The following is a 16,056-nucleotide window of genomic DNA, read 5'->3' as shown; positions in this document are numbered from 1 at the left end:
TTTCACCCTATAACTTCCTTCAAATCGCAAAAACAAAGGCTTTTTCCATGTTTAATAATCAGATTTTTTCCCGAAGCACTTTATAAATATAAGACACCGGAAGTCCGACCACATTATAGTAATCCCCGTCAATCTTTGCAATATGTGCTGCAAATCTGCCTTGTATTCCGTATGCGCCCGCTTTATCCATTGGTTCCCCAGTCGCAATATAAGACTGAATCTCCTCCTCTGTCATTACATCTACATATACTTTTGTCTGGACCGCATGGGAAATGACTTCTTCTTGCCCCTCCTTGTCATAGCAGATCACAGCTACTCCGGTATAAACATCATGGGTATCCCCCTGAAGTGCTTCCAGCATGCGCTCTGCATCTTCCTTATCTTTTGGCTTTCCTAAAATCTTCCCTTCATGCGCCACAACAGTATCTGCACCGATGATTATCTGTCCACAATCTTCTTCTCTATCCGATGCAGTCTTCTCCGCCACGTCCTTTGCTTTTAAAAGCGCCAGTTCCTTTACGATTTCCTGCGGTTCCGTGCTTTGATATACCTCTTCTTTTTCGCTTGTCACAACCTCAAATGTATATCCGATCTGCGCAAGCAATTCTCTGCGTCTCGGCGAACCGGAAGCTAAAATAATCTTCTTCATCTGATCAACTCCTTATAGCTGTAAATAAAGCTGTCTGCGTGCCTTTGGATTTCTTCCCATTCATCTTTTGAATGTGCATCGTACACACCTACCGTATAAAATCCTCCTGCATTCGCCCCTTGTACCGCTTTTAGAATATCTTCAAATACTGCACATTCTTCCGGCAAAAGTCCCATCTTTTCAGCCTGTCTCTCATAAATATCCGGAAACTCTTTTCCCCTCGGTACTTCTCGCACAGTTGTGTAGGACTCAAACAGATCCAAAATTCCATTTCGCTCCAATGCCGGCAAAAACATCTGTGGTTCACAGGATGTTGCAATTCCAATCTTGATCCCCCGTTTTTTCAGATAACGAAGATATTCCTCTGCTGACGGCTTTAGCTGTACTTGATTTGCATAAGCATCTGTTGCCATCTGGTACCATTCTGCAATGATCTGCTCAGGTGTTTCTAAAAATCCAAACCGTTCAATGGTATAGACTGCCGCCCGTTCAAACCCAAGAGGCGCAATACTTCTCAAATAATCTTCCGGAACTTCCAGTCCTCTTTTTCCAAGAAATTTCTTATCAATTTCTTCCCAGATATGCATCGAATCCAAAATCGTTCCGTCTAAATCAAAAATAATCCCTTTCTTTTCCATTTTTCTATCCTTTCTTTCGAAATGTTTTCTTCCTCCGCTGTAAATATCTTTATCTCATCTGGCTCTTTCCACAATCGTTGTAAATTATTGTGTATTTTGACACTCCCCACAGCTAAAGCAGGGGGATTCTTGCTTCAACCACTACTGCGTTGGCTGATACCAAAAGGTATTACAACGTCTTACACAGTGTCCACAAGCTAGATTATACTGTTCCCGTATGCCCTACGGTGCAGTTTTATGTTGTTTATGCTGACTGTATTTGCAGTCCTTTGTTTAAGATATTGATACTTGCATTGGTATCTCTGTTATGTTTTGTTCCACATTCAGGACACATCCAACTACGGATTGCAAGATTCTTTACCAGTGGATTTTTATACCCACAGGCAGAACAAGTTTGACTGCTTGGATACATAGTTGGCACTTTTACAACATCATTTCCATACCAAACAGATTTATAGGTGAGCATATCAAAGAACTTAGACCACGATACAGAGCCTATGTGCTTTGCTAATTTATGATTACGCATCATATTTTTTACTTTTAAATCCTCTATGCAGATGGTTTGGTTTTCACGTATCAGCATAGTAGATTGTTTTTGTAGAAAATCTTTTCGTTGATTAGTAATCTTTTCATGCACTAAAGCAACTTTAACACGCTGTTTATTGCGATTGCCTGAACCTTTTTCTTTGCGTGACAGTTTCCGTTGTTCACGCATGAGTTTACGCATGGATTTTTCCAATTTCCATCGACTGACGAGCTTTAACATATCCCAGCTTTGGAAGTTTTAAATATTTTCCTGCAATGCGGATATTGTCGCCTTGATTGATGGTTCTGTAGGACTGGTGGCGGTTATGTTTACTCTTAAAAGTCGGATGTGAAGCACGTTTTTGGAAGAAATTTACAAAACCTCTGTCGAGGTCACGCAAGGATTGTTGCAGGGCAATGGAATCTACCACTTTAAGAAATGCAAAATCATCACTTTTCTTTAAGCCTGTCAGCATTGCAGAAGTCTGTGAATAGCCAACTTTATCACCTTTCTCATAGGCTTCGTTACGCATAGCAAGACCTTTGTTGTAGATGAGTCTGCAACAACCTAAAGTCTGATGGATGATATTTTGCTGTTCTTTGTTTGGGTAGATTCTGAATTTTATACCTTTTTGCATTATCCTAACTTATCCTTTTGCCGTTGTGATGTTTTCTGGTTTTCAATATATTGCTTAATGACTTCCAAAGGAGCACCGCCCACTGTAGACACAAAATAGCTGTTCGTCCACAGGGTAGGCATTCTTGTCTTTAAAAACGGATATTCACTTCTCAATACTTTAGAAGTATATCCTTTTAGAGATTTTACAGCTTTGTGGATTCCAAACTGCGGGGCTACTTCCATGAGTATGTGTACATGGTCTGGCATGATTTCCATTTCCAGAATGTCTACAGAAAGATTTGCAGCATACTCAAGGAGCAGTTCCTTTAATCGGACATCTACACCATTTGTTAATACTTTTCGTCTATACTTGGGACACCACACAACATGATATTTACAAGAATAGACGATATTGTTGTTTGATTTATATTTCACATTCATATGTGTATTATACTATGCTATGTCATCTTATACAACTGTTTTGTCCATCTTCAATTACTTGCGTAAATTCGATGGACGTGCCTTATATCCCCATAGCTAAAGCAAGGGATTTTACGACACATTGGATAATATATTTTTCTCATTCATACAACTTTTTTGTTCACTGATCAGAAGGCATGCTATAATAAGAAAAGATATTATTTTAGGAATGGAGAGATCTGAATTATGAATACGAAAACAAAGTCTACTTTAATGACTGAGGGGCCCATTTGGAAACGGATGATCCTATTTGCCATTCCGCTGTTCCTTGGAAACCTCTTCCAGCAGCTTTATAACACCGCCGACTCCCTGATCGTTGGAAACTTCCTTGGAAGTGATGCCCTTGCCGCTGTCAGTTCCTCCGGAAGTCTCATTTTTCTAATGGTCGGCTTTTTCAATGGTATCTCACTTGGTGCCGGCGTCGTCATTGCCAGATACTTTGGCGCACGCGAGAAAGAAAAAGTACAGGATGCCATTCACACAACCGTTGCTTTTGGAATTGTGGCAGGAATTCTTTTGACTGCCATCGGACTGATCATGACACCTACTTTTCTTAGGTGGATGGGGACTCCCGCAGATGTATTAAAAAATTCAGTGCTGTATTTCCGCATCTACTTCCTCGGATCCATTGCATTTGTACTCTATAATATTTTTGTTGGAATCCTTCAGTCTGTCGGTGACAGCAGACATCCTTTGATCTACCTGATCATTTCCTCTGTGACAAATGTAGTTCTAGATTTGCTTTTTATCGGTGTGTTCAGATTTGGTGTGGGATCCGCAGCCGTCGCCACAATCCTTTCACAGTTTTTAAGTGCAATCCTCTGCCTGATCCATCTGATGCGCTGCAAAGAAGATTATCAAATTGACCTAAAGAAAATCCGCTTTGACTTTCCAATGCTAAAGCTGATTATTTCTAACGGACTTCCTTCTGGCTTCCAGAACTCGATCATTTCTTTCGCAAATGTCATCGTGCAGTCCAACATCAACTCCTTTGGGAAAATGGCTGTTGCCGGCTGCGGTGCTTACTCAAAGATCGAGGGATTTGGCTTCCTGCCGATCACATGCTTTGCACTGTCTCTGACTACCTTTATCAGCCAGAACCTCGGCGCCAGACAGTACGAACGTGCAAAAAAAGGTGCAAAATTCGGTGTGCTCTGTTCCATTACTATGGCAGAGATTGTCGGAATCATTATCTTCTTTACCGCTCCATACCTTGTTGCCGCATTTAACAATGATCCACAGGTGGTAGCTTTTGGAACTGCACAGGCACGTACCATTACTTTGTTCTACTTCCTCCTCGCATTTTCGCACTGTATTGCCGGAATCCTCCGCGGGACTGGAAAATCTACGATACCGATGTTCGTTATGCTGATCTGCTGGTGCATAATCCGTGTATCTTACATTACCGTCGCTGTCCGGATCATCCCAGATATTAAAGTCATCTTCTGGGCATACCCGATCACCTGGACATTAAGTTCGATTTTATTTATCATCTACTATTTTAAAGCAGACTGGATCCATGGATTTGACAGGCGGAATTAATCTGCTAGTCAGACAGATACCTTTGAAAATTTAATACAGAAGACAGAAACTGAGCAAAGCAAGACTTTTCGTATTTACTTTACAATGTTTCTGTCTTCTTTTGTTTTCAAAAAAACTTTTACGGCGCCCTGTATGCAAACTATATTACACAAAATGCAATATATACTTGACATACCTTTATATATTTCATATACTGAAGACAAGAAGACAGAAATCAAGTCAGCAGCATGCATTGCATCTACTGGCTGGAAGGGAGATTCTTAACCGTATATGAAAAATATGAAACTAAAGATTGCCCGCATGGAACAAGGGCTTTCGCAAGTCCAGCTTGCAGAGATGACCGATGTGACCAGACAGACGATCGGTATGATTGAGGCCGGAGATTTCAATCCTTCGCTGAAACTATGTATCCGAATCTGCAAGGCTTTGGGCAAAACATTAGACGATTTATTTTGGGAGGTTGAGTAACTATGAAGAAAATTATTGACGAACGTCAGGAACTGGAAATGATGAAAGTAGAACGCACTGGATTCTGGATTATGTGGGGCGTACTCCTTCTGTCACTTCTGGTGCAATCACTTTTTCTCGGGGCAGGTCCAAAGCAGATTGCCGGAGAAAATATTTCATTTCTGGTCGGATGTCTGATCGTTGTGATTGGCTGTGTGAAGAAAGGGCTTTGGGGATATGACTCTACACCATGTATGAAGACTTATCTTAGTGCCAGCCTGATTGGAACACTGATTTTTACCTTTTTACTCGGCGCAGGTCTCGCATGCAACGGCTCTGAACATGTACTGTCCATTTGCGCCCTGTTTGCCATCAGTATTTTCTTTTTGATGTTTGTAGTTTTGTTTCTAATGGGAACTTTCACAAAGTATCGCCAGAAAAAGCTTGCCAGACAGTTCGATGATGACACAGATTTTTTTGACTGATTGAAATTGTACAACACCGTTGGCAAAGTCCAGCCTGATATGCTTACAACTGTAACACTACATCACACCGAAACTATGCTTCGGAAATAAGGAGGGGTCTCTATGGAATTTGAGCAAGATTATATTATGCGGATGATCAAAAGTATCGTCAGCTTCTTCATCAAGCTGATCACTGGGAAGTCAGATACGGTCTATGAACTGCCCTCTGATGGGCTTTACACCCCATGCGATGATATTTTCGCACGGATCCTTTCCCTCGCAGACGGCGGAAAAATCAACGAAGCCGAGAACCTTCTATACGCAAATGTCGAACCTGACAGCAAAGACTATCTGCTGATGGGACTGACGTTCTATTCGCATATTAACGAATATACCGATAATTTCTTATCGGATCACAATTACAGCCGCCAGGAGATTCAAGATGGAATCATCGCTTTTACAAAAGAATTTACAATCGACGAAATGAACTCCCTATCGCTTTATCAGACACTGGAAGAAATGTTCTAAAATAAAAACACGAAAGTGGGAATGAATGATATCAAGTTTGTTTGCATCCATTCATCACTTTCGTGCATCTTCACTCTCCCCAGACATCCTTTACCTCTTTTTTCCCAAGTCGGACCTCTTCCATCTGACCGGAAATCTCTTCATCGAGATAATCAAACAGATAGTTTTTCCCCTTCTGCGGACGATTCAGATATTCTTCTCTTATCTGGCGCTGCACTTCTTCCACCTCTGTCCGAAGCTCCCGGGCAGATAACAGCTTTCCACCTTGCCCCAGTGTCACAACCTGCTCTACATTATCCGAAGTAGCAACCGTTACATGGTATTTTCTTCCAATCTCATGAACAACTTTTTCAATATACTGGTCTGCAGTCTCCGCTTCTTTCGTATACACGACATAGATGTTATGGTATTTCTGAACCCCTAATTCCTGCCCTTGCACCTTGTATGCATCAAACACAAGGATCAGATTGCATTTCTTGAATCCCTGATAGTTGCACAACACATCCATCAGTTTATTTCTCGCCCCTTCGATATTGACTTTTGCAAGCTCTTTTAGATCTTCCCATGCAAAAATCACATTGTATCCATCTACAAGCAGATATTCTTCCATCTGATCCTTTCGAATCCGCTTTTGTCTTTCCTCCGGGCTCTCTACTCGCCGCTCAGCAATCGGACGTTTTCTCTCTATTTTTCCATAGGTACGAAGGAAAATTTCCTCTAGTTCTTTATCCTCTTCAACACTTCTTGAAAAACTACTCGAAACTCTTCCACTCTGTACGCTTCCCTGACCTTTCTTAGCCTCAATTGCCGATTTCTCTTTTTCTGCCTCAGGTGTCCACACATATTCCAAATGCATATGATCCGGCACTTGATCCCAGCTGACATGAAAACCTGCTCCATGCGCACAGAAAACGGATCCGGTCGGATTGTCCAGATCTCCCTCGGAATCATATCCGATCTGCTCTATCACTTCCTCTGCATTGTGGCAAGGTGCATATCCCTTTAAAGTACAGAACAGTCGTCCTCTTCCTTTCGTGTAACTTGTCACTTCCAGCTGATAATCCCTCATCTCAGATACCGGAGCGCTCCCAGTGATCACCGCAAAGTCTCCCTCTGTATCCGGTGTCTGAAATTCTCCTGCCATTCTCTGAATATCTGTCAGTGCTCTTCCGACAAATTCAGCCGGGATCTCCATCCGAAATTCATAGTACGGTTCCAAAAGCACACTTTCTGTCGATTTTAACCCTTGGCGAACCGCACGGTAAGTTGCCTGACGGAAATCTCCTCCTTCTGTATGCTTCAGATGTGCCCTGCCTGCAACAAGCGTAATCTTCATATCTGTGATCGCAGATCCAGTCAGCACACCCCTATGCTCTTTTTCGGCCAAATGTGTTAAAATCAGCCGCTGCCAGTTTCGGTCAAGGACATCCTCACTGCAGTCTGCCGCAAACACAAGTCCACTTCCCGATTCTCCTGGTTCTAGAAGCAGATGTACTTCCGCATAATGGCGTAGCGGCTCAAAATGCCCGACACCTTCCGCCGGACGTTTAATCGTCTCCTTATATACAATATTTCCCTGTCCAAACGTGACCTCTGTCTGAAATCGTTCCCGGATCATACTTTGTAAAATCTCTGTCTGTACTTCCCCCATCAACTGCGCATGAATTTCCCCAAGTTCCTCATTCCACACGATATGAAGCTCCGGATCTTCTTCCTCCAGCTGGCGAAGCTTGAGCAGCATTCCGTGGGTATCGCATCCTTCCGGGAGTATCAGCTGATAATTTAAAACCGGAGTCAGCACCGGCCCTTCCGATGGCGGCTCTGCCCCAAGTCCTTCTCCCGGATACGTTTTCGTAAGCCCGGTCACCGCACACACGCGCCCTGCACGCACTTCCTGAACCGCATCATATTTCTCACCGGAATAAATCCGGATCTGGCTAACCTTCTCCTCCACATCCTGATATCGTATCAGATCCCGGACTTTTAATACACCCCCGGTCACTTTCAGATATGTCAGACGGTTCCCCTGCGGATCCCGCGCGATCTTATAGACTTTTGCGCCAAATTCTTCCGGGTAGGACCGCTCTTTGGCATAGCATTCCAAGCCGGCAAGGAATTCCTTCACCCCAATATTTTTTAACGCAGAGCCGAAATAACACGGAAATACTTTCCGCTCCCAGATCAGTCTGGAAATCTCCCCCCGTTCGATCGTACCATGTTCCAGATACGTTTCCAGCACCTGCTCCTCTGCCATAGCTACATTTTCCAAAAATTCTTCCGAATCTTCCGCTTCCCCAAACCGGATACAGCTTCCTGAAAGCTTCACACGCAGTTCCTCCAGCAATTTCTCTGCATCCGTACCATTTTGATCCATTTTGTTGATGAACAAAAAGGCCGGGATCCGATACTGCTTTAAGAGCTTCCACAGTGTCTCCGTATGTCCCTGCACACCGTCCGCTCCGTTGATCACAAGGATTGCATAATCAAGCACCCGGAGTGTCCGCTCCATTTCTGCTGAGAAGTCCACATGCCCCGGCGTATCCAGCAGTGTAACCTCCAGTTCTCCAAACACAAGCTCTGCCTGCTTGGAAAAAATCGTAATTCCCCTCGCACGCTCCAGTTCATAAGTATCCAGATAGGCATTCCCATGGTCCACCCTTCCCTGCTGCCGGATCCTTCCGCTCAGATAGAGCATACTTTCCGACAACGTTGTCTTTCCTGCATCTACATGGGCCAGCAGCCCGATACATATATGATCTGACGGCTTTTTCGCCATATTTTTTCCTCTGTCCTCAGACATATTTTCCATGAAAATCCCCCTTTCTGTGATTGTTAATACAAGGATTATCATATCACAGAAAGAGGGATAAGTCGACCAGTCCTTCTTTTTATCTCGCAGGGAGTGCGGTCTTCAGATCCAAGATAAGTCTGCCGCACAGCTTTTGGGGCAGATAAAGTTCCATCCCGGGCGCTATATCATCACCGGAATATACAGAAACAGCACAAACCGCTCCTCTTCTTTTGTAATTTCCATGCTTCCCCCATATCTCTGTACGATCTCCTGAATGCTCTTCAACCCATATCCGTGCAGCTTCCGATCTTTCTTCGTCGTCTGCGGAAGGAGGCCCGGCGCAGCCTTTTCCGAAATTTTTCCTTCACTTTTTGCAGTGTTTTCTATCTTCATCACAAACAATCCTTTCTCATTCTTGGCCTGCAGAGAAATTTTTCTTTTTTGTCCGGGCAATTTTTCACACGCCTCGATCGCATTGTCAAGACTGTTTGCAAACAACACCGAGAGATCCACCGAATCCATGTCAATTTTGGACGGCACTTGCAGATCATACGCAAATGCAATCTGTTCCAGCTCCATTTTGCCGGTCTTTGTACTCAGCACGGCATTGATCACCGGATTTTCACAATACTGTACATTCCTTTTGATCCCCGGACGATCCAGAAGTTTGTCGAGATATGCCTTGTGTTCCTCCCCGGAAAGTCCTGCAAGTGTCTGAAGATGATTTGTCATATCGTGCCGCAGTTTTCTGACTTCCAGCTGCTGCCGCTCCAATGATTCATAATAGAGCTGATTCATTTCTAAAAGCCTGCTGCTCTGCTCCAGCTCATACTGATGGGATAACACAACGACTGCCCAGATCAGACCGACAAATGAAAGGATACAAAGACAGAGGATCGTCTTATTGAACGCCGCATTTGCTGTAAGAATTTCACCATTGTACTCCTGAAACAACACAACCGACAAAACGGTACAAAAAGGTGTCAACGTCAACAGTCCCAAAAGACTCCAGAGCCGATTGGACAACTCATAGGATTTCTTCGGGACAAATTTTTTTACACTGCAATAGATCATCAGGTAAAAAAGCAGTTTTACAGACAGATAGACGATTCTTTCCTGCTCCGTCGGTATTCCACTGTCAGCCGACAATAGATAATTATCTATCAGCACACTAAAAGAAGATGTCAGGCTGATGATCATAAAGGAAAGTGACAGCTTTTTTAACAGACTTCCTTCACATCCGAGCAGGATTCCCGCCACAAATATCAGCACCGTCGGAGGGAGGTTCACCAGATCCCCGATAAAAAACGGCATAGAGCTCAGGAGCCAACTGCATCCAAAGAGCAGAAGCTTCCAGTACCACTGTCGGCGTACCACAAAAAATCGTTCGATCGTAAAGCTGACTGCCAAAGCAATAAAGATTGAGCAGATTATCTGAAACACCCTGAAATACTCCGCAATCGAAAGAATCACTTTTTCTATCATGAGAGATCACCACCGATCATGGCTTTCGCAAGCGCTGCAACCGCATCCTGCTTCAGCGCCCGGCTGATCGGCAGTTCCTCGCTTCCGATCCGCACCGAAGATGCGCCGATATAGGACACCGCATCTGCATTGACAAGGTAGCGCTGATGGATCCGCACGAAAGTTCTCCCGACCCGAGCTTCCACCTCATCCAGTTTGGCATAGAAGGACAGCTCCTTTTCCCTTGTCACCGCCACCACTTTTCTCTTCTCACTGTAAAAATACTGTATTTCATCCTGGTAAAGCCTGTATACGCCGTCCCCATTCTGAAAGACAAACTGCTTCTGCCGCACCTGCTCCAGCTGTCTGCGCACACGCGAAAGCACACTGGAAAGCCGGTCCGCATCCACAGGCTTTACAAGATAATCAACTGCCTGCACACGGTACCCCTCAAACACAAAATCCCGAAAACCAGTCACAAACACGATCTGGATTCTTGTGTCAAATTCCCGGATCTGCTCCGCTGTCCGGATTCCGTTAACCCCTTTCATCTCCACATCCAGAAACAGAAGGTCAATCTCACCCGGATGTTTCTTCAGCCAACTGACCGCCGTCTCTCCCCCGGAAAACTCATAGACAATCTCCTCGGTTTCTTCTAAGAGTTTCTCAAGTTCCAACCGAAGCGCATCTCTTGCATAGCATTCATCATCACAGATTCCAATTCTTAACATGATCTATACCTCCTCAATGTCCACAGAATTAAGAACTATCACACACCGAATACCTTGTCTCCATGCGACATTTACATATTTCCATTGTGCCCCCCATCTCCTGGCACATCTATTTTCCTATGCATTATAACATAAATCTTTGTCTCTGCGCCTCCTGCTTTTCTCTCTCCGGATACAAAACTTTACATTCCGGCTGCTATTTTTTACATTTCTCCTCATCCCCCTCCAAACATTACATCAGAACTGCCATTCTTTCCATCCCAAATTTTACTTCTTCTTTTCCATGCTATACTTTTTTCAACAGCAACACAAAAGAACAATCCGGGATCATAAATTTCCATAAACTCCGGATTCTGTCCATACAGATTTCATTCAAACAATTCAGAAAGGTGGTATTTCTATGCTGTATGTAAAAAATCTTCATAAATCTTATCAGGTCGGAGCGACCAGCTATGAGGTGTTAAAAGGCGTCAGTCTCAGCGTTGCACAAGGCGAATTTGTCGCTGTCATGGGCCCGTCCGGCTCCGGGAAAAGCACACTTTTAAACTGCATCTCCTGCTACATTCCATTTGAGGAGGGCAAGATTACACTCGGACAAAAAGAATTAAAAGGCTTGTCGGAAGATGCCCTTGCACATATCCGAAACGAAAAACTAGGATTTGTCTTTCAGGATTTTATGCTGCTTGATGGACTAACCGTACGGCAGAACATCCTCCTCCCTGCGATCATCCGAGGAAATGTGGGAAGAAAGGAAGAGACGATGGCAGACCGGCTCTGTAACTTATTTGGTATTGCGCAGATTGCAGGCAAATATCCGGCAGAAATTTCCGGTGGAGAACGGCAGCGGACCGCAGTTGCAAGAGCACTGATCAACTCCCCGCTTCTGATCCTCGCAGATGAACCGACCGGAAATCTTGACTCGAAATCCAGCCGCGCTGTCATTGATTCTTTCCTGGAGGCAAAAGCTTCTCTGAAAGCAACCATCTTCATGGTGACTCATGACAGCTTTTCCGCCTCCTTCTGCGACTGTGTCATCCTGCTCAAAGATGGAGTTGTCTATAAAAATATGGAACGAAATAGTTCCCAGCATGCTTTTCACGATGCACTTTTAGAGGAATTAAAACAGATGAATACGTTAGAAGAGGAGGAAGAGAACGATGAAAACCTTAACTGATACTTTTTCTGCCTTAAGAAAAAAGAACCGGAAAAATTACACACTGTACTTTATCTGTAACTTTACAGCGCTTTTACTGATCACAGCCTACTCCGCGATCCTGACTTCGCCGACTGTCCTTCTCGTTCTTCCAGAAGGCGGCGACAGCAGAAAACAGGCAATGATGATCTTCGCACTCGCCTGCATCGGATGCGTAATTTTTACCATCTATGCCGGAAATATCTTCTTCCGCATGAAGTCAAGAGAACTCGGAATCTTCCTCGCACTGGGAACTTCTAAAAAAGTACTTCGAAATCATCTGTACAAGGACACTGCTGTCACTTCCTTAAGCGCTTCCCTGCTCGGAACCTCACTTGGGATTCCATTTGCCTGGTCTATCTGGCAGCTGTTTCGTCTGCTTGTTGTAGATAGCACTGAGATGCGTTTGGTTCTGGACTTTCGCTGTCTCCTGATTCCGGCAGCCTTTATCCTGATCATTTTACTTTTTGCATTTCTCCTTGGAAGACGGACACTTTACCGCACCAACATTATGGATGTCGTGAATGAAGAACACAAAAATGAACCCGTGCGGGATGTAAAGCCATGGTATGCCTCCGTCGGTATTTTGCTGATGATTCTCGGAGGAACCGCCGGGTATTTTGGACCAACGATTTATCAAGTAGTATTCCGGCGCTTTTCATCCCCATTTTTACCCCTCCTTTACATACCGCTCTTCATCGGTCTGTATATGTTTCTTTTGCACATTGTGGTACGCGGGTTCGGAAATCATAAAAAGCATCCATACAAAGGGATTATCTCACGCAGTATGATGAAATTTCATGGAAAACAGACTGTAAATAATATGATGGTCATCGCACTGCTCGTGGCTGGCGGCGCCTTCGCACTGTTCTATATCCCAACGCTACAGACCAGTCAGGCGATGCAAGTAAAATCCACTCCATATGATTATTCTTTCCACTATCCCATCGGTCAGCCAGTTCCAGGAAAAGAAGAAATTGCAGATCTTGCCAAAGATTATGACCTCTCGATTAAAGATTACAAGGAAGAAGCAACCATCCTTCTCGGCATGTCAACCACGGTAGAACGAACTACGGACGACGGAAAACTCTACACTGTCTATGAGGAATTTGCCAATGAGGGAACCTTCCTTACCGCTTCCGCTTTTGAATTTCTAACCGGACAGAAGACAGAAGTTGCACCCGGAACATACAAAGCAATTTCCAATGAGGACGAGACCGACACCTACTGGCTCACCTCCGACGCAGATCAAATCATCAACATGACGACGATGAAAAAACTTCCGGTTACTTTTGACGGCTATCTGCACTACAGTCTGTTCTCCGGGCGCTCAAACTATTATGTTCTAAACGATACAGACTACGAAAATATGGAAGTCGGTCTAGGCGATGAATGGAAGGAACATCAAGTCCTGTTTAACATTGACGGAGAAGACAACTACAAATTTGCCGACAAATTATTCCATGTTTTCATGGATGCACTCGGAGAAAAATACGCAATCTCATCCAACTATGACCGCGTTGTAAAATATGGTCGTTCCGTCAATGGGAAAAGTTACTTTCTCGATGAACCTGAGTATGCAGCCGATGCAAAAGTAGATTATGCAGACTGTGACGGCAGCACTTTCCGATTCGGATGGAAATACATGCCTTCCTTCAAAATGCTGGACTCCACTGATTTTGTTCGCACAACGGCAGTTTATCTGATGCTGTTCTTCTTTATCACCATTATCTGTGTCATGGCAGCGCTGATCATCTGCTATACAAGAAGTATCTCCATCGTCCTGAACAACCGCTACGTCTTTGAGGATTTGAAACGACTCGGCGCTTCCCCTGCATTCCTCACAAAAGAAGTAAAAGCACAGACGAGAAAAATCTTCTTTACCCCTTCCATCATTGGAATGGTCGCTATGTACTTCTTCTTTTCCATGATCATGTACGCAAATGACGGCACCATTTCTTTCACGGAAATTGCCTCACTGCTTGTGTGCCTGGCACTCTTATTCTTACTTGTCCTGATCATCTGGATTGTATACAATGCAACCGTCCGCAAGATGAAACAGATGCTGGGAATACAACAGCCCAAGAATATGAATCGGGTAATGCAAGTGGAGTAATGTAAGTTACATAGCTACATAAAAATAACCGATAGAAATAAACAGGTTTGTAAAAATAATTGAACTATATGAAAAATGCCGTAAAGTGCTTCTTACGACCACTTTTACGGCATTCTTTGTATCACTCATTTATTTTTGTAAATATTTTTCTTTCAGTTCCTGAACCTTTGCATTATATGCTGCATTCTGCTTCTGCTGAATCAAATTTCTCTTAATCGCCTCTTTTACCTCATCAAATGCTGCCACAGATGCCTCATTTTTCTTCTCAACTTTGATCAGATGATAACCAAACTGTGTCTTTACCGGTCCTACCACATGACCAATCTCAGCTGCAAATGCTGCTTCCTCAAATTCTTTGACCATCTGACCCTTTCCAAACTCTCCGAGATCTCCTCCTCTTGCACCAGATGGGCAGGTAGACGCTTCCTTTGCAGCATCCTCGAATGCTTTCTCTCCACTTGTAATAGACTCCAAAACAGAAGTACACTTTTCTTCTGAATCTACTAAAATATGTTTTGCACTAACTGTCTCTCCCTTTGTAAACTGCTGCTTATTTTCCTCATAGTAAGCTGCCACTTCCTCATCTGTCACAGTTACATCCTTTAATGTCTCTCTCATCGCGAGCTGCGCAAGAATATCTCTCTTCGCATTTTCTAAAATCTTCGCAAATTCCTCAGTCTCCTCAAGCTTTGCATCCTCCCCTGCCTGCGCAAATAAGTGCAGAGAAATCAGCTGCTCCAAATACTGCTGTCTAAACTGTGGATTTGTAACATATGCCTGCTGTTCTCTTGGAGCATTCTGTAAAAATGCATCCAATTCCGCATTTGTAATCTCCTTACCTGCAACGACTGCTAAAACTTCATTACTCATGATATTTCTCCTTTTGTTTCAAAAATGGTTATGAGTAATATGATACTATAGAGGGGGAGGATTTGCAATTTGAACTTATATTCTTCCTGCGGAAACTTCCTCTTTTCCCCTTCTTATCACCATGCATTTTTAACCTATCTTGGCATTACTATAGAAAGAAATTTTTTTCTCCAACACAATAATACTTCACATAATATAACGGTACTCTAGAATCCAAAAATGCAATACACTCCATTTTTAACACTGACGATTTATGTAAAATCTGAAGACTTCCTGTACCTTCCGAGACGGAAATTCTGTCTACAGCCGAACCTTTACATGCCCCAGATTCAAAGGATATATTTTTTCATAAATTTAATTTTATAGAAAGATACGATTATTCCATGATTTCAAAACATCTCATGTTACAGTTTATCGGTTTATCCCAGTTTTCAGCTGCAAGCTGCATTGGCATTTAAAAACATCTCATGTTACAGTTTATCACTCCATATAGTGGTTCAGTTGTCAAGACACAAATTTAATCTTTTTATAATGAACAGATATATGTAGTTGAAAAGGGGAAGAATGTCCCCCTTAAGCTGCATATTCAATCAAAAGTACCGGATAATAGTAGGATGCCGGAGTTTGATTGTTAATAGCTGTCAGATACAGGAATCCACGTTTGATGGGATATAAATGATGTCGATTGACCATGCCTGATTTGGACGGTCGATAACGGCATTGCGAAGCAGATACGGGCAGACTTTTGCCTGTTACATACGCTTAGAAAGGTTTATTTTGGGATAGATAGGATCAATCCCCATTTCTGTCATGTAGCGGCGTGCTTTGCGACGGCCAACCTTATGACCACGCATTTTCAGTTGTGAAGACATCTGACGGGCACCCCATGCCGGATTGTCCGTGTGTAAACGGTCTATGATTGCCTTACAGTCCAGTTCTTCCTGAGAAACAGGAGTTCCATTATAATATATGCTGGTGCGATCAATATCAAGCAATCTAG

16 protein-coding genes are annotated in these 16,056 nt (G+C 43.4%); 6 read left to right on the top strand and 10 right to left on the bottom strand.

The features are described from left to right. Window positions 1-58 precede the first annotated feature (58 nt). The 5 genes from ACESPO_RS05245 to tnpA form a co-directional block, all read right to left on the bottom strand. On the bottom strand, window positions 59-649 hold the full coding sequence (locus ACESPO_RS05245; RefSeq protein ID WP_320619461.1) for a Maf family protein: 591 nt from the start codon (window positions 647-649) through the stop codon (window positions 59-61). After that, window positions 646-1,287, bottom strand: coding sequence for an HAD family hydrolase (locus ACESPO_RS05240; RefSeq protein WP_016439673.1), 642 nt, complete (start codon window positions 1,285-1,287; stop codon window positions 646-648). The genes ACESPO_RS05245 and ACESPO_RS05240 overlap by 4 nt, the downstream gene beginning before the upstream one ends. 244 nt (window positions 1,288-1,531) lie before the next feature. Next, window positions 1,532-2,014 carry an RNA-guided endonuclease TnpB family protein gene (locus ACESPO_RS05235; RefSeq protein WP_499788558.1) on the bottom strand — a complete coding sequence of 161 codons (483 nt, stop codon included), beginning with the start codon at window positions 2,012-2,014 and terminating at the stop codon, window positions 1,532-1,534. Next, window positions 2,007-2,450 carry a helix-turn-helix domain-containing protein gene (locus ACESPO_RS05230; RefSeq protein WP_331678728.1) on the bottom strand — a complete coding sequence of 148 codons (444 nt, stop codon included), beginning with the start codon at window positions 2,448-2,450 and terminating at the stop codon, window positions 2,007-2,009. The genes ACESPO_RS05235 and ACESPO_RS05230 overlap by 8 nt, the downstream gene beginning before the upstream one ends. Continuing rightward, window positions 2,450-2,872, bottom strand: a complete 423-nt coding sequence (tnpA, locus tag ACESPO_RS05225; RefSeq protein ID WP_008977698.1) for an IS200/IS605 family transposase — start codon at window positions 2,870-2,872, stop codon at window positions 2,450-2,452. The genes ACESPO_RS05230 and tnpA overlap by 1 nt, the downstream gene beginning before the upstream one ends. A 225-nt stretch (window positions 2,873-3,097) precedes the next feature. Here tnpA and ACESPO_RS05220 point away from each other — a divergent pair, with 225 nt between their 5' ends. The 4 genes from ACESPO_RS05220 (at window position 3,098) to ACESPO_RS05205 (ending at window position 5,892) form a co-directional block, all read left to right on the top strand. Next, a complete protein-coding gene (locus ACESPO_RS05220) occupies window positions 3,098-4,453 on the top strand; it encodes an MATE family efflux transporter (RefSeq protein ID WP_499788557.1) in 1,356 nt (451 codons plus the stop codon). A gap of 270 nt (window positions 4,454-4,723) precedes the next feature. Beyond that, window positions 4,724-4,921 carry a helix-turn-helix transcriptional regulator gene (locus ACESPO_RS05215; protein WP_008976772.1) on the top strand — a complete coding sequence of 66 codons (198 nt, stop codon included), beginning with the start codon at window positions 4,724-4,726 and terminating at the stop codon, window positions 4,919-4,921. A 2-nt stretch (window positions 4,922-4,923) separates the two neighbouring features. Continuing rightward, window positions 4,924-5,385 (top strand): DUF6773 family protein, encoded by a 462-nt coding sequence (locus ACESPO_RS05210; RefSeq protein WP_016439672.1) that lies wholly within the window; start codon window positions 4,924-4,926, stop codon window positions 5,383-5,385. A gap of 102 nt (window positions 5,386-5,487) precedes the next feature. Beyond that, window positions 5,488-5,892, top strand: coding sequence for a DUF6483 family protein (locus ACESPO_RS05205; RefSeq protein ID WP_317344097.1), 405 nt, complete (start codon window positions 5,488-5,490; stop codon window positions 5,890-5,892). Between the two features lie 70 nt (window positions 5,893-5,962). Here ACESPO_RS05205 and ACESPO_RS05200 read toward each other — a convergent pair whose 3' ends face one another. From ACESPO_RS05200 to ACESPO_RS05190, 3 genes are all read right to left on the bottom strand, one after another. Beyond that, complete coding sequence (locus ACESPO_RS05200) at window positions 5,963-8,701, bottom strand: NYN domain-containing protein (RefSeq protein ID WP_320618857.1); 2,739 nt, start codon at window positions 8,699-8,701, stop codon at window positions 5,963-5,965. Between the two features lie 162 nt (window positions 8,702-8,863). After that, a complete protein-coding gene (locus tag ACESPO_RS05195) occupies window positions 8,864-10,168 on the bottom strand; it encodes a sensor histidine kinase (protein ID WP_009263155.1) in 1,305 nt (434 codons plus the stop codon). Continuing rightward, window positions 10,165-10,878, bottom strand: coding sequence for a LytR/AlgR family response regulator transcription factor (locus tag ACESPO_RS05190; RefSeq protein ID WP_009263156.1), 714 nt, complete (start codon window positions 10,876-10,878; stop codon window positions 10,165-10,167). The genes ACESPO_RS05195 and ACESPO_RS05190 overlap by 4 nt, the downstream gene beginning before the upstream one ends. Before the next feature lie 400 nt (window positions 10,879-11,278). On the opposite strand from ACESPO_RS05190, the gene ACESPO_RS05185 reads away from it, so the two are divergent. Both ACESPO_RS05185 and ACESPO_RS05180 read left to right on the top strand, forming a co-directional pair. After that, window positions 11,279-12,052 carry an ABC transporter ATP-binding protein gene (locus ACESPO_RS05185; protein ID WP_499788555.1) on the top strand — a complete coding sequence of 258 codons (774 nt, stop codon included), beginning with the start codon at window positions 11,279-11,281 and terminating at the stop codon, window positions 12,050-12,052. Then, on the top strand, window positions 12,036-14,186 hold the full coding sequence (locus ACESPO_RS05180) for an FtsX-like permease family protein (RefSeq protein ID WP_499788554.1): 2,151 nt from the start codon (window positions 12,036-12,038) through the stop codon (window positions 14,184-14,186). The genes ACESPO_RS05185 and ACESPO_RS05180 overlap by 17 nt, the downstream gene beginning before the upstream one ends. A gap of 129 nt (window positions 14,187-14,315) precedes the next feature. Here the strand turns inward: ACESPO_RS05180 and ACESPO_RS05175 are convergent, their stop codons facing one another. Together ACESPO_RS05175 and ACESPO_RS05170 are read right to left on the bottom strand one after the other, a co-directional pair. Continuing rightward, entirely contained in the window at window positions 14,316-15,056 is a 741-nt protein-coding gene (locus tag ACESPO_RS05175) for a peptidylprolyl isomerase (RefSeq protein ID WP_008976781.1), read from the bottom strand. Between the two features lie 752 nt (window positions 15,057-15,808). Continuing rightward, the gene (locus tag ACESPO_RS05170) at window positions 15,809-16,051 is read right to left on the bottom strand and encodes an IS3 family transposase (protein ID WP_320618860.1); all 243 of its coding nucleotides are present in this window, start codon (window positions 16,049-16,051) and stop codon (window positions 15,809-15,811) included. Window positions 16,052-16,056: the final 5 nt, after the last annotated feature.

The organism is Coprococcus sp. HPP0074 (genome assembly GCF_964238105.1).
In the GTDB taxonomy this organism is placed as follows: Bacteria; Bacillota; Clostridia; order Lachnospirales; family Lachnospiraceae; genus Faecalimonas; species Faecalimonas umbilicata.
Note: the sequence above shows the minus strand (reverse complement) of the source record. Positions and strands in the feature narration are given on the sequence as shown.